Source organism: Pseudomonas sp. GD03875, assembly GCF_029840585.1.
GTDB lineage: Bacteria > Pseudomonadota > Gammaproteobacteria > Pseudomonadales > Pseudomonadaceae > Aquipseudomonas > Aquipseudomonas paralcaligenes.
The window spans coordinates 11968-30290 of sequence record NZ_JAOCCV010000040.1; the positions used below are offsets into that span (position 1 = coordinate 11968).

Consider the following 18323-nt stretch of genomic DNA (forward strand, 5'->3'; position numbering starts at 1 on the left):
GCGATACGCGGGTTTCACCCGCCCTGCGGGGTTTGCCGGTAGGCCTTGGGCGACACGCCGAACCAGCCCTTGAACGCCTTGTAGAAGGCGCTCGGTTCGGCGAAGCCCAGTTCGCGGCTGAGCAGCTCCACCCGGCAGTCCGCCTGGCGCAGGCGGCGCAGCGCATGCTCGCGGCGCACCTCGGCGAGCAGCCCGGAGAAACTGCAGCCCTCGGTGCACAGGTGGCGATGCAGGGTCTGCCGGCTGGTCCCCAGGCGCCGCGCCACCGCCTCCACCGAGAAGGCCCCGTCGATCAGACCCAGTTCGATCAGCTGCAGCACCCGCTGGCGCAGGCTGTGGTGGCTCGGCAGCTGCGCCTGCATGTCGCTGACGCGCTGCTGCAACAGGCTCTTGAGGTAGTCGTTGCCGCCGATCAGGGGGAGTTGCAGGTCGGCGGCCGTCATCTCGATGTAGTCCAGCGGCTCGCTGAAACGCACCGGGCAACCGAGCACCCGGCGGTAGCTGGCCTGCGCGGCCAGTGGCGCATGGCGAAACCCCACCCGCAACGGCAACAGGCGCACGCCACTCATCTGCCGGCCCCAGCACAGCGCCGAACTCAGGCTGTATTCGCAGGCCGGGGGATGATCGGCCAGCGGCGCGGTGAACAGGAAAGCGATGCGCACCCGCTCCGCCTCGCGCTCCACCCGCAGGTTCTCGCATTCGCTCATCACCGGGCTGTGTCGGCTGAACAGGTCCAGCGCCTCGCCGATGGTGGCGCTCATGGCCGCCAGGTTGGCCACCGGGCCTCGTGTCCCCAGGCCACGCCGCTGGCCGAGCAGCAGGCCGATATCGGCCGGCGCGCCACGCTCGGCCGCCAGTTGCCACAGGCGCAGCAGCCAGGCCACCGGGATGCGCGCCTCCAGGGTCAGCGGCCGCTCCGGCGCCAGGCCCAGCCCGGCGAGATCGGCCGGCTCCGCCAGTTGCAGCTGGCGCAGGCTCTGGTACAGGTCGAGCAACAATGAGGCCGTGGCGCTCGGGGCGTGATCCAGCATGATCGGCAGGTCCCTTTCCGGCAGCGGAGGTGGTCGATTGTGCGTCGTCACTGAGACGAATTGCCAGTCCCTTGCGACCTGAGGCTATCAACAGGCCGGCGTCGCCTTGCGTAGATTGCGGGCCAATAACAACAACAGCGCAGGAAACTCCCCATGAACCCATCCGCCGTTCTCACCTTGCCACGCCTGCTGTCCCGGCTGCCCTACCTGCTCTCCGGCCTGCCCGGCATCGTCCATGGCCTGCGCCTCGCCAGCCGCGCCCGCGGCAATGCCGTCGGCGGCCTGGCCGAGTGCGTGGAACAGGCCGCCCATGGCAACCCCGAGGGCATCGCCCTGATCCAGGGCGACGAGCGGCTGACCTACCGGGAGTTCGACCAGTGGGCCAACCGCCTGGCCCACCGCCTGCGCGCCGACGGACTGGCCCAGGGCGACTGCGCCGTGCTGATGCTGGAAAACCGCCTGGAGCTGCTGGCCTGCGTCGTCGCCTGCGCCAAGCTCGGCGTGGTCGCCGCGCTGGTCAACGGCAGCCAGCGCGGCCAGGTGCTGGCCCATAGCATCAACCTGGTGAAGCCACGCATCGCCCTGGTCGGCGAGGAGCTGCGGGAAGCCTTCGACGAGGTGCGGGAGCAGCTGCACCTGCCGGCGGACGCCGGCTACTACTTCGCCGACCGGCCCACCTGGCGCGACCCGGGCCAGGCCCCGGCCGGCTGGCACCACCCGGCCGCCGAACTGGCCGCACAGCCGGACACGGCGCCGCCGCTGACGCGTCCGGTACAGGCCGAAGACCCCTGCTTCTACATCTACACCTCCGGCACCACCGGCCTGCCCAAGGCCGTGGTGTTCAACCACGGGCGCTTCCTCAAGGGCTACGGCATCTTCGGCCACGGCGCCGTGCGCCTCGGCCGCGACGACCGCCTGTACTGCAGCCTGCCCTTCTACCACGCCACCGCCATGGTGGTGTGCTGGGGCTCGGCGCTGTCCGGCCAGGCGGCGCTGATCATGGTGCGGCGCTTCAGCGCCAGCCGCTTCCTCGACGAAGTGCGCCAGCATGGCGCCACCGCCTTCGGCTACGTCGGCGAGCTGTGCCGCTACCTGCTGGAGCGCCCGGCCAGCCCCGACGACGCCGACAACCCGCTGCGCATCATGGTCGGCAACGGCATGCGCCCGGCCATCTGGAGCGCCTTCAAGCAGCGCTTCGGCATTCGCCAGGTGGTCGAGTTCTACGCCTCCAGCGAGGGCAACATCGGCTTCACCAACCTGCTCAACCTGGACCACACCGTGGGCTTCACCCCCTACCCCTACGCCATCGTCCGCTACGACCGCGACAGCGAGGCGCCCATGCGCGATGCCCATGGCCGCCTGCAACGGGTGAAGCCCGGCGAGGCCGGCCTGCTGATCGGCGAGATCACCGAGAAGACGCCCTTCCACGGCTACACCGACCCGGCCAAGACCGAGAGCTGCATCCTGCGCGACGTGTTCCGACCGGGCGACGCCTGGTTCAACACCGGCGACCTGATGCTGCACCAGGGCTGGCGCCACGCCCAGTTCGTCGACCGCCTGGGTGACACCTTCCGCTGGAAGGGCGAGAACGTTTCCACCACCGAGGTGGAGGCCGTGCTGGACGGCATCGACGGGGTCGGCGAGGCGGTGGTCTATGGCGTGGAGATCGCCGGCACCAACGGCCGCGCCGGGATGGCCTGTATCCGCCTGGACCGTGTCCCGGCTGACTTCGACTTCCGCGGCCTGCTCGCCGAACTGCGCCGCGAGCTGCCGCACTACGCGGTGCCGCTGTTCCTGCGCCTGAGCGAGAAGATGGAGACCACCGGCACCTTCAAGCACAAGAAGGCGCCGCTCAAGGAACAGGGCTTCGATCCGACCCGCTGCGCCGACCCGCTGTACGCCTGGCTGCCCGGCACGGACAGCTACGTGCCGGTGGATGGCGCGCTGCACGCGGCCATCCAGGGCGGGGCCTATCGCTACTGAAGCTGGTCGAGCAGCGCCCGGCAGTCCGGAGCGAAGCCGTCGGCCAGCTCCGGCCAGGGGTTCTCCGGCAGGTTGACCAGCACCCCATGGGCGCCGGCGGCGCGGGCACAGTCCAGGTCGAAACGGTAGTCGCCGACCATCACCAGCGCGTCGGGCGCCACGGCCCAGCGCTGCGCCAGGTGCAGCAGGCCGGCCGGGTCGGGCTTGGGCGGCGCCTCGCCGCGGCCGACCACGTCGGCGCTGTCGAAGCAGTCGCCGAGGCCGATGGCAGCCAGGGTCAGCAGGGCCAGTTCATGGGCGTTGCGGGTGAGGATGCCGAGCCGGCAGCCGCGCTCGTGCAGCCCGCGCACCAGCGCCACCGCGCCGGGCGCCGCCACCGAACCGATCGCCAGTTCGCGCTCGTGCTCCAGCAGCCAGGCGTGCTTGGCCTGAGCCTCGGCTTCCGGCAGCGCGGCCAGGTGATGGAGGATGTCTTCCTCCTGGGGAATGCCCAGCGCCCGCTTGATGGCCGGGAAGTCGTGGACGGCCACGGTCAGGGTGCCGTCCATGTCGAACACCCAGTGGCGCCGATGGCGCAGGGCGGGCGACACCCGCGCCGTCACTTCCAGTCCTCGCGCTGGCGGATCAGGCCCTCCTGGCAGGACGACGCCACCAGCCGGCCGTCGCGGCTGAAGATGCTGGCGCGGGCGAAGCCGCGGGCATTGCCGGCCCAGGGGCTGTCCATGGCGTACAGCAGCCAGTCGTCCATGCGCAGGTCGCCGTGGAACCACAGGGCATGGTCGAGGCTGGCCACCTGCATGAACTTCTGGAACACCGACACGCCGTGGGGCAGCAGCGAGGTGGTCAACAGGTTGAAGTCGCTGGCATAGGCCAGCAGCAGCTTGTGCAGCTGCGGCTCGGCCGGCAGTTCGCCGGCGGCACGGAACCACACGTACTTGACCGGCTCGGCGGGCTCCGGGGCGAAGGGGTTGATGCGCGTCACCGGGCGGATCTCGATGGGCTTCTCGCTGACCATCCGCTCGCGCATGCGCTCGGGAATCAGGTGCGCCACCTGGCGCGCGTTGTCGGTCTCCGAGGGCAAGTCCTCGGGGCCCGGCACGTCCGGCATCTGCAACTGGTGGTGGAAGCCTTCCTCGTCGGCCTGGAACGAGGCGGAGCAGAAAAAGATCGGCTGGCCCTTCTGGATCGCCGTGACCCGGCGGGTACTGAAGCTGCCGCCGTCGCGCACCCGGTCGACGCTGTACACCACCGGCAGGCTGGCGTCGCCGGGGCGCAGGAAGTAGCCATGCAGCGAGTGCACGTGGCGCGCCTCCTCCACCGTCTGGCAGGCGGCGGACACGCTCTGGCCGAGCACCTGGCCGCCGAACAGCTGGCGGAAGCCCAGGTCCTGGCTGCGCCCGCGGAACAGGTTTTCCTCGATCGGCTCCATGCTCAACAGGGCTACCAGATCATCCAGCACTTGGCTCATTCGTCACTCCTCGGGCGGCACACGCAATTCGTTATAGGCCGGCGCGCTGGACAGGCGCTCGTCCCAGACCGCGCGACCGATGGTGAAATGGTAAAGGCTTTGCCAGCGGCTGTCGGCCAGTTCCAACAATTCGTGCACCTGATCGTCGAAGAAGCAGCCGATGCCGGTGCCCGACAGCCCCGCCGCCTCGGCCTCCAGGTACAGCAACTGGCCGATCTGCCCGCACTCCCAGTAAAGCCGCGGGTAGCGCCAGGCACCCTCGTCCAGCGCCGCGTCGAAACGCGCCAGCATGGCCAGGGCGACGCAGCCGTCGCTGGCAATGTCCTGGCCGCAGGCGAGGAAACCGGCCAGCCCGCGGGCATCGCCCTCCAGCAGGCGGTACAGCGGCAGCTCGGGGTGCGCGCGCTGCCAGGTGAAGTCCGCACGCAGGCCATCCGGCTGAGGATCGCCATCGCAACGGGCCAGCCAGTAGAGCCCGGGCTCCAGGCCCTGGACCCGATGGACGAACAGCAGCAGATCGACCCGTGGCGGCTCGCCGGTCACCGCGAAGGGCACCGGCGAGTTCGCCGGCAGCAGGCGCTGCAGCCAGGCGAACAGCAGCTCGGTCTGGATGCCGGTACGACCGTCGAAGGCCTGGGCGCTGCGCCGCCGGTGCAGGATCGGGCGCAGCGGCAGACCGGGGTTTGCATCCTCGTTCCGGCCGGCCCGCGCCTGCCAGTCCCCACGGGGCAATGCGGGGGCACGACACAGTGCGTGCACCCGGGCCAGCTCCGGCCAGTCACGGTACTGGCGCGACAGGCGATTGGGCGCGCCGCTCGTCTCCAGTGCCGCCAGCTCCCGCAGCAATGCCTCAGGCAGAACGGGCTCCCGCGCCTGTGCGGGGCCGACCCACAACAGGCAGTCACCCTGCTCGGCCTCGTGGAAACCCTGGCGATCCAGCCCCAGCAGCCCGTCCAGGCGCGCCTCGGCCACCCCGCGCAGCAGTCGCACCTGCCAGTCCTGCACGGCAGCGGCGATGGCCAGGCAGGCCAGGGCATGGCCCAGGTCGTGCTGGCAGTAGCGGTAGGCGCGCTCGCCGTATTTCCAGGCCTCGCGCCAGGGAATGCTGGCCAGACCGAGCAGAAAGCCGCCGGCCGGCAAGGCGGCGGATAACTGCTCGCCCAGCGCCGGCGGCAACTCGGCGCGTACCTCCAGGGCGTGGGCGTCTGGTGCATAGTGCGCCAGCAGCCCCTGCCCCTCGATCGCGCCAGGCGGCAACAACAGATAGGCCTCGGTCGGATGCAGGTTGCCGGACGACGGATTGACCCGCAGCGCCCAGCGATTGCCGCCGGCCTCCTTCCAGGCGGACAGCGCCAGGCTGTCGTACAGCAGCTGCGAGAGGCTGGCGCGGCTCACGGGTCGCGGCTCGCCGATGGGGCCGGCGAAGGGCGCGTCATAGCCAGGCGTCTCTTCCAGCGGGCGCTGCCACAGCTCGACCAGGCGGCTGCCGGCATAGCGGCGGAACGGCGCCGGCTGGATCGCCCAGTCCAGTTGGCCGGGGCCGGGCGCGTAGCCCTCCGGCCGATGCTTGCTCAGCGCGTGATAGGCGCGTACCTGTCGCTCAGCGTCCATGCCAGTCCTCCCGGTCCAGCCGGTAGAGCAGGTGCGGGCGCAGCGGATGACCCGCCGGCAGGCCCGGATGCTCGAAGTCGTCGGCGGGATCGCGGCGCATGCCGAGGCGCTCCATCAGCCCCCAGGAGCGCCGGTTGGCCGGCACGGTGAAGGACACTACCTGCGCCAGCTCCAATTCGTCGAACGCGAAGTCCAGAGAGCGCCGCGCCGCCTCCAGGGCATGGCCCTGGCCCCAGAAGGGCCGGGCCAGGCGCCAGCCGATCTCCACCGCCGGCACGAAGGGCGCGTCGAAGCCGACCCGCGCCAGGCCGGTGAAACCGACGAAGGCACCATCCTCGCGCCGCTCCAGGCACCAGAAGGTGAAGCCGTGCTCGGTCTGATGCGCCTGCAGCCGCCGCAGCAGATCGGCGCTGCCGACTCGGTCCAGGGTCGCGGGGAAATGCGCCATCACCTCGGGGTCGGCGCACAGCGCGGCCAAGGCATCGAGATCGTCGTCGCGCCAGGGCCGCAGGGTCAGGCGCTCGCTGGTCAGGGTCGTGGTCATATACTGGGCTCGCCTTCATGAGTGACGCATTATGCTGCCGCTGGTCTACCACGACGACTACAGCCCGCCCTTCCCGGCCAACCACCGCTTCCCCATGGAGAAGTTCCGCCTGCTGCGCGACCACCTGGTGGACAGCGGCCTGGTGCGCGACGCCGAGCTGCATCGCCCCGAGCCCTGTCCGCCGGACATCCTCGCCCTGGCCCACTGCCCGGACTACATCGAGCGCTTCGCCGGCGGCGAACTGGCCCACGAGGAGCAACGCCGGCTCGGCCTGCCCTGGAGTCCCGCGCTGGCCCGGCGCACCGTGCGCGCGGTGGGCGGCTCGCTGCTGGCGGCAGAGCTGGCGCTTGAGCACGGCATCGCCTGCCACCTGGCCGGCGGCACCCATCACGCCCACTACGACCAGGCCTCCGGCTTCTGCATCTTCAACGATCTGGCGGTGGTCGCCCGCTACCTGCTGGAAAGCGGCCGCGCCGGCCGGGTGCTGATCTACGACTGCGACGTGCACCAGGGCGACGGCACCGCGCGCCTGCTGGAAAACGTGCCAGACGCCATCACCGTGTCGCTGCACTGCGAGAAGAACTTCCCGGCGCGCAAGGCCAGGAGCGACTGGGACATCGGCCTGCCCATCGGCATGGGCGACGCCGACTACCTCAAGGTGGTGAACGACAGCCTCGGCTACCTGCTGGCCCTCTACCAGCCGGACATCGTGCTGTACGACGGCGGCGTGGACGTGCACCGGGACGACGCCCTCGGCTACCTGCAGCTGACCGACGCCGGCATCGCCGCCCGCGACGAGACGGTGTTCGGCCACTGCCTGGAACGCGATATCCCGGTGGTCGGCCTGATCGGCGGCGGCTACGACAAGGACCGCGCTCTGCTCGCCCGCCGCCACGGCATCCTCCACCACAGCGCCGCGCGGGTGTGGCTCGCGGCGGGGCTGCGTTAGCCGGCCAGGACCTTATCCAGAGCCTGTTCGAACGTGGCCACGGTGCGCTCCACATTGCCCAGCTTGTCCAGGCCGAACAGGCCGAGGCGGAAGGTCTGGAAGTCCGCCGGCTCGTCGCACTGCAGCGGCACCCCGGCGGCGATCTGCAGGCCCTGGGCGGCGAACTTGCTGCCGTTCTTGATCTGCGCATCGTCGGTGTAGCAGACCACCACGCCGGGCGCCTCGAAGCCCGGCGCCGCGACGCTCCTGAAGCCCCTGGCGGCCAGCAGTTCGCGCACGCGCCGGCCCAGCTCGCGCTGCTGCTGGTCGAGCGTGGCGAAGCCGGTGGCCTCGGCCTCCTTCATCGCGTCGCGGAAGCGCGCCAGTGCGTCGCTGGGCATGGTCGCGTGGTAGGCGTGGCCGCCCTGCTCGTAGGCCTGCATGATCTGCAGCCACTTCTTCAGGTCGCAGGCGAAACTGCTGCTCTGGGTCGCCTCGACGCGCTCCCGGGCGGCCTCGCCGAGCATCACCAGGGCGCAGCAGGGCGAGGCGCTCCAGCCCTTCTGCGGCGCGCTGATCAGCACGTCGACGCCGCAGGCCTGCATGTCCACCCAGAGGGTGCCGGAGGCGATGCAGTCGAGCACGAACAGGCCACCCACCGCATGCACGGCGTCGGCCACGGCGCGCAGATAGTCGTCGGGCAGGATCATCCCCGACGAGGTCTCCACATGGGGCGCGAACACCACCTGCGGCCGCTCCGCGGCGATGGTCGCCAGCACCTCGTCCAGCGGCGCCGGCGCATAGGCCGCCTGGCTGCCCCCGGCAACCGGGCGCGCCTTGAGCACGATGGATTCGGTGGGGATCTGACCCATCTCGAAGATCTGCGTCCAGCGATAGCTGAACCAGCCGTTGCGCAGCACCAGGGCCTTCTGCCCGGTGGCCAGCTGGCGCGCCACCGCCTCCATGCCGAAGGTGCCGCTGCCGGGCACCACGGCCACGGCATGGGCGTTGTAGACCTGCTTGAGGGTGCTGGAAATGTCGCGCATCACGCCCTGGAAGGACTGCGACATGTGGTTCAGGGAGCGGTCGGTGTAGACCACCGAATATTCGAGCAGACCCTCGGGATCGACACTGGGATAGAGGCCGGACATGGCACGTGCTCTCGACTGGGATGATGCCCAGACCCTGCCCGAAGCCCGAGCAGATGACAAGGCCGGCGACCGGAGCCTCGGGTAGAATGTCGCCTTTCCATCGCTCCCCGCGCCGCCATGACCGACTCCCCCTCTCACTCCGCTCCCCATGTCGCCGTCATCGGTGGCGGCCCCGCCGGGCTGATGGCCGCCGAAGTGCTGGCGGCGGGCGGCGCGCGGGTCGAGCTGTTCGACGCCATGCCCTCGGTCGGGCGCAAGTTCCTGCTGGCCGGAGTCGGCGGCATGAACATCACCCATTCCGAGGCGAAGGCGCCGTTCCTGTCGCGCTACCGCGAGCGCGAAGGCGAGATCGCCACGCTGCTCGCGGAGTTCGACGCCGAGGACTTGCGCGCCTGGATTCACGGCCTGGGCATCGACACCTTCGTCGGCACCTCGGGCCGGGTGTTCCCCACCGACATGAAGGCCGCGCCGCTGCTGCGCGCCTGGCTCCGACGCCTGCGCGAGGCCGGCGTGGCGATCCACACCCGCAGCCGCTGGCTGGGCTGGGACGAGGCCGGCACGCTACGCATCGCCACCGCCGAGAGCGAGCGGCTGGTCGCGGCCGACGCCTGCGTACTGGCCCTCGGCGGCGGCAGCTGGGCCCGGCTCGGCTCGGACGGCGCCTGGGTGCCGCTGCTGCAGGCGCGCGGCGTGGAGGTTTCACCGCTGAGCCCGGCCAACTGCGGCTTTGAGGTGGCCGGCTGGAGCGAGCACTTGCGTGGCAAATTCGCCGGCGCGCCGCTGAAGAACGTCACCCTGGCGCTGGACGGCGAGGCACCGCGCCGCGGCGAGTTCGTGCTGACCGAGCACGGAGTGGAGGGCAGCCTGGTCTACGCCCTGTCCGCGGCCATCCGCCAACGCATCGAGCGCGACGGACGCGCCCTGGTGCGCCTGGACCTGCAGCCGGATCGCACGCTGGAGAAGATCGAAGCGCTGCTGAGCAAGCCACGCGGCTCGGCCTCGATGGCCAAGCACCTGCACCGCCAGCTCGGCCTGGATGGTGCCAAGGCCGCGCTGCTGCGCGAGCTGGCCAACGCCGAGGACTTCGCCGACATGAGCCGCCTGGCGCGGGCGATCAAGGCGCTGCCGATCGAACTGCTGCGCACCCGCCCGCTGGACGAGGCGATCTCCAGCGCCGGTGGAGTGACCTTCGCGGCGCTCGACGAACGCCTGATGCTGCGCGCCCTGCCCGGCACCTTCTGCGCCGGCGAAATGCTCGACTGGGAAGCGCCCACCGGCGGCTACCTGCTCACCGCCTGCTTCGCCAGCGGCAGGGCCGCCGCGCTGGGGGCGCTGGAGTGGTTGCGGGGGCGGTGAACAGCGCCTTGGTGCGCACGGCGCCCCCTACATCCGTGGGCGGGTGAAACCCACTGACGGGTGCGCGGGTTTCACCCGCTCTACGCGCTGGAGCGGTCAAGGCGGCACCAGCCTATCCACTGTGGGAGCGGCCTTGGCCGCGAACTGTTGCCGGATAGCGATCGCGGCCAAGGCCGCTCCCACCAACGCACCCGCGCAATCCAGGCGAAGCGCCTACCCCACCGCCGGCAACGGCTCGTCCAGGGGCGTCACCGTCACCCGCACGTCCGGGTCGTGGCTGCCGCCGCCGAGGATCACGCCGCGCAGCGGCGAGACGTCGGCGAAGTCGCGGCCCCAGCCGAGGGTGATGTGTTCCAGGGCGGGCAGCAGGTTGTTGGTGGGGTCGAAGTCCACCCAGCCCTGGCGCGGGCAGTACACCGAGACCCAGGCGTGCGAGGCGTCTGCGCCGATCAGCCGGGGCTGGCCGGGTGGCGGCCGGGTCAGCAGGTAGCCGCTGACGTAGCGCGCCGCCAGCCCACGGGAGCGCAGGCAGGCGAGCATCAGGTGGGCGAAGTCCTGGCAGACCCCGCGGCGCTCCTCCAGCACCTGCAGCAGCGGGGTCGCCACCTGGGTGGCGGCGGCATCGAAGGTGAATTCCTCGAAGATCCTGCGCATCAGCGCCCGCACCGCCAGCAGCAGCGGGCGGCCCGGCGCGAAGCAGTCGGCGGCGTAGTCGACGAACACGCCCTTGAGGTTCACGTAGGGCGACTGGAAGCGGTAGCGCGCGGCCTCCAGCAGCCCGGCGGACAGCGGCTGGCCGCTGTAGCCGAGGGCCGCCACCACCTCTTCCCAGGGCGGGGAGTCCTCCAGTTGCAGGCCCTCGCGGGCCAGCACTTCCACGCGCAGGCTGGCGACCACCCGCAGTTCGTCGTGGGGGCGCTCGAAGGCCAGGCGGGTGAGCGGGTTGCCGAATGTGTCCAGGCCGTCTTGGCGCCGGGTCGGCTGCGGGGTGATGGCCAGGTGCCGTTCCTGGCAGAGCTGCCGCTCGCAGTCGCGCGGCCACAGGTGGGCCAGCTGCTGGGCCAGGGAGACGGGCGCCGAGTAGCGGTAGTGGGTATCGTGGAGGACCTGGTACAGGGCACGCTTCATGACGAGAGTGTCCCCCGGCTGGCGTCCACGTGCACGAAGAAGCGCAGGGCCAGCTGGTCCGAGACCTCGCCGGAGGCCTCGACGATCTGCAGCAGCAGGTCGGCCAGGCCGCCGAGCACGGCGCGCACGCCGGAGGCGCCGAACAGCGGGTTCTCCAGGCTGCCCAGGCGGAACCCGGCGAGCTTGTCGCCCAGTTCGGCCAGCGCGTCGCCGGCGACGAAACCGAAGTTCTCCTCCAGCCGCTCCAGGGAACGCAGCAGCTGGCGCAGCTGGAACAGCACGGCGTGCGGGTTCTGCTCGTCGAGCAGGAGCAGGTCGAGCACCGGGATCAGTTGGGCGCTGGCCAGGTAGCGGGTGCGGTAGGTGATGCTGCTGTTGCCCAGCTCCAGCAGCCACTCCAGCGCGGACTGGTCGTGGGCGGCGTGGCCACGGAGGAAGCCGGCGATGCTCTCGCAGAGGAACTGCAGGCGCTCGATGCTGCGGCCGATCATGAGGAAGCGCCAGCCGTCGTCGCGGGTCATGTCGTCGAGGGCGAAGCCGGCCAGGGCAGCCAGCGACATCAGCAGGCGGTTGAGGAAGTCCAGCAGGTCGCCGAAGTCGGCGCCCTCGCGCTCCAGGCTCTGGGCCTCGCGCTGCAGCTCGACCAGCGCCTGCCAGTTGGCGCGGGACAGCTTGCCGCGCACACTGCCGGCCGACCACTGCAGGCGCTGCAGGCCGGCGCGCAGGCTGGCCGGCCAGTCGGCGCCGAGCATGGCCTCGAACAGGCGCTGCTCCAAGGTGCCGCTGGCGGCATCCGGCAGCAGGCCGAGCCCCTCGCCCAGGACCAGCGCGGCCTGCAGGGCCTGCGGGTCGTCATCGTCGTCGACGTAGCGCGACAGCATGATGCGCAGCAGCCGCGCGCTGTCCTCGCAGCGCTCGCCGTAGCGGCCGAACCAGAACAGGTTCTCCACCACCCGCGACGGCAGGAAGGGGTCGCTACGCACCAGGTCGGCCACGCCGAGCGGGCGCAGCCACTGCCAGGGCTCGCCGCCCGGGTGGCGCTCGCCGAGCACCCAGGTGTCCTTGCTCGCCCCGCCGCGCTGCATCGAGATCACCTCGGCGTCGGCATCGGCGGCCACCCGGGTCAGGCCGCCGGGCAGCACCCGGTAGCCGTCGGCGCTGGCCACGGCGAACACGCGCATGCCGATGGCGCGCGGCACCACGCCGCCCTCCTCGGCCAGCCACACCGGCGCCTGGGACAGCTGGGCGCGGGCCTGCGCCACGTAGGCGTAGGGACGCGCCCGGATGCGCTCGGCCAGGGCCGCGCGCTGGGTCTCGTCGAGGTCGCGGCCGAACTGGGCGACGAAGCTCTGCGACGGGAAGCTCGGCCGCACCAGCAGTTCGTCGAGCTTGTCCAGCGCCTCGCCCAGCACCGGCTCTTCACCACACCACCAGCTGGCGATGGACGGCAGCAGCAGTTCCTCGCCCAGCAGCCGCTCGGCGATGGCGGGCAGGAAGCCGGGCAGCCCCGGCGACTCCAGCACGCCGCTGCCCAGGGCGTTGGCCACCAGCACGTTGCCCTGGCGCACCGCTTCGAGCAGGCCGGGCACGCCGAGGGCGGAGTCGGTGCGCAGTTCCAGCGGGTCGCAGTAGTCGTCGTCCAGGCGGCGCAGCACGGCGTGGACCCGGCGCAGGCCGGCCAGGGTCTTGAGGTAGAGGCAGGCGTCGCGCACGGTCAGGTCGCTGCCTTCCACCAGCGGATAGCCGAGCTGGCGCGCCAGGTAGAGGTGCTCGAAATAGCTCTCGTTGAAGCGCCCCGGGGTCAGCACCACCACCAGCGGCGTCTCGCCGTCGGCCGGCGCCTGGCGCGCCAGGGTGTCCTGCAGGGTGCGGAAGAAGCCGGCCAGATACTGCACGCGTAGGTCGCGGTACAGCTCGGGGAAGGCGCGCGAGAGGATCTGCCGGTTCTCCAGGGCGTAGCCGGCGCCGGAAGGCGCCTGGGTGCGGTCGGCGGTGACCCACCAGCGGCCGTCCGGCGCCCGCGCCAGGTCCACCGCGTACAGGTGCAGGTAGGTGCCGCCCGGCGGGCGCACGCCCTGGCAGGGCCAGAGGAAGTTGTCGTGGCCGAACACCAGCTCGGTCGGCAGCAGGCCCTCGGCGAGCAGTTGCTGCGGGCCGTAGATGTCCGCCAGCACGGCGTCGAGCAGGCTGGCGCGCTGGGCCACGCCGGCGGCGATCTGCTGCCACTCGTCGGCGGGGATCAGGTTGGGCAGCAGGTCCAGTTCCCAGGGGCGGTCGGCGCCGTCCGGCGCGGCGTAGGCGTTGTAGGTCACGCCGTTTTCCTGGATCTGCCGCTCCAGCAGGGCCTGGCGCTGCTGCAGCTGGGCCGGGGTGCTGCGCTGCAGCTGGTCGAACAGGCGGCGCCAGTGCGGGCGCACCTGGCCACGGGCGTCGAGCAGTTCCTGGTAGGCCGCGCCGGAGCGCGGGTAGTCGGCAAGCAGGTCAGGCATGGACATCTCGGCAGTGTTAACGCGGCGCCTCTCCCTCAGCACCCTCATCCGCCCTTCGGGCACCTTCTCCCGGCGGGAGAAGGATTCAGGAGCGGCGCAGGTCCAGGGTCATGGGCAGTTCATTATTGTTGATCGGTTCGGCCACCGTGCGTTCACCCGGGCTGTGCCCGTGGCGGAAGAAGCGTGCCATGCGCCGGCTCTCGGCGGCGTAGGCGTTGACCGGCAGCGCCTCGAAATTGCGCCCGCCGGGGTGCGCCACGTGGTACTGGCAGCCGCCGAGGGAGCGCTGCATCCAGGTGTCCACCAGGTCGAACACCAGCGGCGCGTGCACGCCGATGGTCGGCTGCAGGCAGCTGGCCGGCTGCCAGGCGCGGTAGCGCACGCCGCCGACGAATTCGCCGACCCTGCCGGTGGGCCGCAACGGCACCGGCACGCCGTTGCAGGTGAGCAGGTAGCGGTCCGGCGCCAGGCCGTTCAGCTTCACCTGCACCCGCTCCAGGGACGAGTCCACGTAGCGCACGGTGCCGCCGACAGCGCCCTCCTCGCCCAGTACGTGCCAGGGCTCCAGGGCCTGGCGCAGCTCCAGGTCGATGCCCTTGACGGCGTAGTCGCCCAGGCGCGGGAAGCGGAACTCCAAGTGCGGGGCGAACCATTCGGCGCGCAGCGGGTAGCCGGCGGCATTGAGCTCCTGGATGACGTCGGCGAAGTCCTGCTCGACGAAGTGCGGCAGCAGGAAGCGGTCGTGCAGCTCGGTGCCCCAGCGCGCCAGCTTCGCCGGGCGGTACGGCTCGTTCCAGAAACGCGCGACCAGAGCGCGCAGCAGCAGTTGCTGGACCAGGCTCATGCGCGCGTGCGGCGGCATCTCGAAGGCGCGCAGTTCGAGCAGGCCGAGGCGGCCGCTGGCCGAGTCCGGCGAGTACAGCTTGTCGATGCAGAACTCGGCGCGGTGGGTGTTGCCGGTGACGTCCACCAGCAGGTTGCGCAGCAGGCGGTCGACCAGCCAGGGCGGGCACTCGCGGCCCGGCTCGGGCATCTGGGCGAAGGCAATCTCCAGCTCGTAGAGGGCGTCGTTGCGCGCCTCGTCCACCCGCGGCGCCTGGGAGGTCGGGCCGATGAACAGGCCGCTGAACAGGTAGGACAGCGACGGATGGTTGTGCCAGTAGCTGATCAGGCTGCGCAGCAGGTCCGGACGACGGAGGAAAGGCGACTCGGCCGGCGTGGCGCCGCCGAGAACGAAGTGGTTGCCGCCGCCGGTGCCGGTGTGGCGGCCGTCGAGCATGAACTTCTCGCTGCTCAGGCGGCAGTGGCGCGCCGCCTCGTAAAGGAATTCGGTGCGCTCGACCAGTTCGTCCCAGGTGGCGGCCGGGTGGATGTTGACCTCGATCACGCCGGGGTCCGGGGTGACGCGGAAGTGGGTCAGGCGCGGGTCCTGCGGCGGCTCGTAGCCTTCCAGCAGCACCGGGCAGCGCAGCTCGCGGGCGGTGGCCTCGATGGCGGCGACCAGCTCCAGGTAGTCATCCAGCCGCTGCAGCGGCGGCATGAACAGGTACAGGCGGCCGTCGCGCGGTTCGGCGCACAGGGCGGTGCGGACCACGCCGGACGCCGACTCGAACAGCCCGGGCGCCTGCGGTCCCTCGCCCTCCGCCGGCGGCTTGCGCCCGGCCGGGTGCAGCGGCATGCGCAGCTGCTGGACGATGCTCTGCCGGCTGGGCAGCGGCGGGAACGGCTGGTGCGGGTCCTGTGGCGCGACGTAGGGGTAGTCCAGCTCGCCGACCCAGGGTTGCGAGTCCAGCGGCAGGCGGTAGCCCAGCGGCGAGTCGCCGGGCACCAGCCGGCAGTGTTCGTCGCGCAGGAACCAGGGCCCGGTCAGCCAGGCGTCGTCGCCGGCGCTACGCATCAACGGCAGGACGTGGCCGACCACCTCGCCCAGGCCGCGGCAGAACACCTTGCGCAGGCGCTCGCGCTCCAGCGGGTCGGCCAGGCGTGCGTCGCCCGGGGTGACGTTGGCCGGCAAGCGGCGTTCGCGCCACAGGTAGTAGAGCCAGTCCTCGTAGGCCGGGAACACGTGCTCGGCCTCCAGCCCCAGGTGCCCAGCCAGGGTGGCGAGGAAGCGCCCGGCCAGGCGCGCGTCGGCGCCGTAATAGCGGGTCTCGTCGGCGTACAGCGCCGGGTCCTGCCAGATCGGCTCGCCGTCCTTGCGCCAGAAGCAGTTGAGCGACCAGCGCGGCAGCTGCTCGCCGGGGTACCACTTGCCCTGGCCGAAGTGCACCAGGGCCTGCGGCGCGTAGTGGGCACGCAGGCGGTGGAACAGCTCGGCGGCCAGGCGGCGCTTGTTCGGCCCCAGGGCGGCGGTGTTCCACTCGGCGTCGTCCGGGTAGTCGATGGCGACGAAGGTCGGCTCGCCGCCCATGGTCAGGTGCACGTCGCCGTAGGCCAGCTCGGCGTCCACCTGGCGACCGAGGCCGAGGATCTCCTGCCACTGCTCCTCGCCATAGGGCATGGTCACGCGAGGCGCTTCCCAGATGCGCTCGATGCGCATGTCGTGCTCGAACTCGCACTCGCATTCGTCGAGCACCCCGGAAATCGGCGCCGCGGCGGAGGGCTCGGGGCTGCACGCCAGCGGCACGTGGCCCTCGCCGGCGAACAGGCCGCTGGTGGGGTCGAGCCCGACCCAGCCGGCGCCGGGCAGGTACACCTCGCACCAGGCGTGCAGGTCTGTGAAGTCCTGCTCGGCGCCGCTGGGGCCGTCGAGGGATTTGACGTCGGCGGTGAGCTGGATCAGGTAGCCGGAGACGAAGCGTGCGGCCAGGCCCAGGTGGCGCAGCAGCTGCACCAGCAGCCAGGCCGAGTCGCGGCACGAGCCAGAGGCCAGCTGCAGGGTCTCCTCCGGCGACTGCACGCCCGGCTCCAGGCGGATCAGGTAGCGGATGTCCTGGGACAGGCGCTGGTTCAGCGCGACCAGGAAGTCGACGCTGGGCGTCGGCGTGCGGTCGATGCCGGCCAGGTACTCGGCGAACAGCGGCCCGCAGGCAGCCGTCACCAGGTAGGGCGCCAGCTCGCGCTGCTCGCCGCCGGTGTAGGCGAAGGGAATCTTCTCGGCGTGCTCTTCGAGGAAGAAGTCGAAGGGGTTGAACACCGCCATCTCGGCGACCAGGTCGACGGTGACCTTGAGCCGCTCGGTCTTCTCCGGGAACACCAGGCGCGCCAGGTAGTTGCCCTGGGGGTCCTGCTGCCAGTTGACGAAGTGCTCGCCCGGCTCAACCTGCAGCGCATAGGAAAGGATGCGCGTGCGGCTGTGGGGCGCCGGGCGCAGGCGAACGACCTGCGGGCCCAGGTTGATCGGGCGGTCGTAGCGGTAGTGCGTGACGTGCTGCAGTGCGACATGGATCGACACGGCGTGCCTCCTGCGAGCCAGGGCGATAACCGGCAGGGGCAAGAGTTGTGCCATTGCCATTGACCCGGATCAACGAGGCCTCGGCAGCAGCGGGCAAGATCGGCAGCAAAAAACAACGAGGGGAGCAGGAGCGCATGACCTTCATGCCGTGGACGCAAGCGCTTGAGGTGGGGATAGCGGAGATCGACGAACAGCATCGCTGGCTGGTGGACCAGACCAACGACCTGCACGAGGCGCTGAGGGCCGGGGCCTCGCGCGAGCAGATCGGCGCACTGCTGGAGGGCCTGATGGACTATGTGATGAACCACTTCATCGTCGAGGAGAACCTGTTCGTCCGCCTCGGCTACCCCGAGGCCGAGGCGCACCAGGCCCAGCACAACCTGTTCAGCGGCCAGGTGATGACGCTGCTCGCGCGCCACGAGGAGGGCGAAGCGGTCGGCCCCGATGCCCTCGAACTGCTCAAGGACTGGCTGGTGCACCACATCCTGAAGGTGGACAAGGCCTACGTGGCGCATTTCCGCGACCACGGCCTGGGCTGAAAGCACGCACCAGAAAGGTGCGAGACACTCCCCCTGCAGGCTTCAGTGCGGTGCAAGCAGCGCGTGCCCGGCGGCTGTCTACCTGCACCCTACGGAGATTGGGCTGCGCCTCCCGGACCGGATGCACCGACTCGCCTATGATCCAGCCCGCCCCGGCGGGGATCGAGGGAACGACGCGAGGAATCGGAGTGAGGACGCCACTGGAACTGGCCCTGGAGCAGCTGCAGCAGGGATATATCGAACCGAACCGGGAGGCCGCCCTGACGCCTCTCGGCGCCATGCGCCTGTGGGCCGGCCTGTTCGCCGCCACCTTCTTCGGGATATTTCTCTGCGCGGTGATCGCCATCGTCTGCGCGCTCCCGCTGCTGGTCCCGGCGCTACCCGTGGCGGAACAGCCGCTGGCGCAGTTCTTCGGGCTGATGCTGCTCGTCGGCGTCTACAGCCTGGGCAACATCCTGCTCATCCAGGGCTTGCCAGGAGCGCGTCTCGTGCACAGCCTGCTGTTCGCGGCCCTGCTGCTCGGCCCGCTGGCGGTCCAGACGCAGGGCCTGCAGGGCGGGCTGGCGCTCACGGGCATCGGCGCAGGCCTCGCCGGACTGCTGCTGAGCAACAGCAAGCGCTATCGGGCCATGCAGGCGCTGCACAGGCTGATGCGCCAGCTGCGCCGCCGATACCGCCCGGGGCGAGGCTGAGCCCTTCCC

14 protein-coding genes are annotated in these 18323 nt (G+C 71.0%); 5 read left to right on the forward strand and 9 right to left on the reverse strand.

Annotated features, from left to right (window positions below):
* Positions 1-14: 14 nt before the first annotated feature.
* Positions 15-1031: an AraC family transcriptional regulator gene (locus tag N5D30_RS23395; RefSeq protein ID WP_279910923.1), complete on the reverse strand. Its 1017-nt coding sequence runs from the start codon at positions 1029-1031 to the stop codon at positions 15-17.
* A 153-nt stretch (positions 1032-1184) separates the two neighbouring features.
* On the opposite strand from N5D30_RS23395, the gene N5D30_RS23400 reads away from it, so the two are divergent.
* Entirely contained in the window at positions 1185-3014 is a 1830-nt protein-coding gene (locus N5D30_RS23400; protein WP_279910924.1) for a long-chain-acyl-CoA synthetase, read from the forward strand.
* On the opposite strand, the gene N5D30_RS23405 is transcribed toward N5D30_RS23400, so the two are convergent.
* The 4 genes from N5D30_RS23405 to N5D30_RS23420 are packed head-to-tail and all read right to left on the reverse strand — an operon-like array spanning position 3008 to position 6637.
* A complete protein-coding gene (locus N5D30_RS23405) occupies positions 3008-3616 on the reverse strand; it encodes an HAD family hydrolase (RefSeq protein WP_279905631.1) in 609 nt (202 codons plus the stop codon). The genes N5D30_RS23400 and N5D30_RS23405 overlap by 7 nt on opposite strands.
* The gene (tesB, locus tag N5D30_RS23410) at positions 3613-4482 is read right to left on the reverse strand and encodes an acyl-CoA thioesterase II (RefSeq protein ID WP_220814609.1); all 870 of its coding nucleotides are present in this window, start codon (positions 4480-4482) and stop codon (positions 3613-3615) included. Before tesB ends, N5D30_RS23405 begins: the two co-directional genes overlap by 4 nt.
* Before the next feature lie 3 nt (positions 4483-4485).
* Positions 4486-6093, reverse strand: coding sequence for a SagB/ThcOx family dehydrogenase (locus N5D30_RS23415; RefSeq protein ID WP_279910925.1), 1608 nt, complete (start codon positions 6091-6093; stop codon positions 4486-4488).
* Entirely contained in the window at positions 6083-6637 is a 555-nt protein-coding gene (locus N5D30_RS23420) for a GNAT family protein (protein ID WP_279910926.1), read from the reverse strand. Before N5D30_RS23420 ends, N5D30_RS23415 begins: the two co-directional genes overlap by 11 nt.
* 28 nt (positions 6638-6665) lie before the next feature.
* Between N5D30_RS23420 and N5D30_RS23425 the strand changes: the two genes are divergently transcribed.
* Positions 6666-7586, forward strand: coding sequence for a histone deacetylase (locus tag N5D30_RS23425; protein WP_279910937.1), 921 nt, complete (start codon positions 6666-6668; stop codon positions 7584-7586).
* On the opposite strand, the gene N5D30_RS23430 is transcribed toward N5D30_RS23425, so the two are convergent.
* Entirely contained in the window at positions 7583-8716 is a 1134-nt protein-coding gene (locus N5D30_RS23430) for an aminotransferase class V-fold PLP-dependent enzyme (RefSeq protein WP_279910927.1), read from the reverse strand. The two genes, N5D30_RS23425 and N5D30_RS23430, sit on opposite strands and share 4 nt — an antisense overlap.
* A 117-nt stretch (positions 8717-8833) precedes the next feature.
* Here N5D30_RS23430 and N5D30_RS23435 point away from each other — a divergent pair, with 117 nt between their 5' ends.
* A complete protein-coding gene (locus N5D30_RS23435) occupies positions 8834-10072 on the forward strand; it encodes a TIGR03862 family flavoprotein (protein WP_279910928.1) in 1239 nt (412 codons plus the stop codon).
* Positions 10073-10285: 213 nt separating this feature from the next.
* On the opposite strand, the gene N5D30_RS23440 is transcribed toward N5D30_RS23435, so the two are convergent.
* The 3 genes from N5D30_RS23440 to N5D30_RS23450 all read right to left on the reverse strand — a co-directional run bounded on the left by N5D30_RS23440 (position 10286) and on the right by N5D30_RS23450 (position 17083).
* Positions 10286-11200 carry a transglutaminase family protein gene (locus N5D30_RS23440; RefSeq protein WP_279910929.1) on the reverse strand — a complete coding sequence of 305 codons (915 nt, stop codon included), beginning with the start codon at positions 11198-11200 and terminating at the stop codon, positions 10286-10288.
* Positions 11197-13689, reverse strand: a complete 2493-nt coding sequence (locus tag N5D30_RS23445) for a circularly permuted type 2 ATP-grasp protein (RefSeq protein WP_279910930.1) — start codon at positions 13687-13689, stop codon at positions 11197-11199. The genes N5D30_RS23440 and N5D30_RS23445 overlap by 4 nt, the downstream gene beginning before the upstream one ends.
* 85 nt (positions 13690-13774) lie before the next feature.
* The gene (locus tag N5D30_RS23450; protein ID WP_279910931.1) at positions 13775-17083 is read right to left on the reverse strand and encodes a transglutaminase family protein; all 3309 of its coding nucleotides are present in this window, start codon (positions 17081-17083) and stop codon (positions 13775-13777) included.
* 134 nt (positions 17084-17217) lie between these two features.
* On the opposite strand from N5D30_RS23450, the gene N5D30_RS23455 reads away from it, so the two are divergent.
* Complete coding sequence (locus N5D30_RS23455; RefSeq protein WP_279910932.1) at positions 17218-17622, forward strand: bacteriohemerythrin; 405 nt, start codon at positions 17218-17220, stop codon at positions 17620-17622.
* Positions 17623-17810: 188 nt separating this feature from the next.
* Complete coding sequence (locus N5D30_RS23460; protein WP_279910933.1) at positions 17811-18314, forward strand: hypothetical protein; 504 nt, start codon at positions 17811-17813, stop codon at positions 18312-18314.
* Positions 18315-18323: the final 9 nt, after the last annotated feature.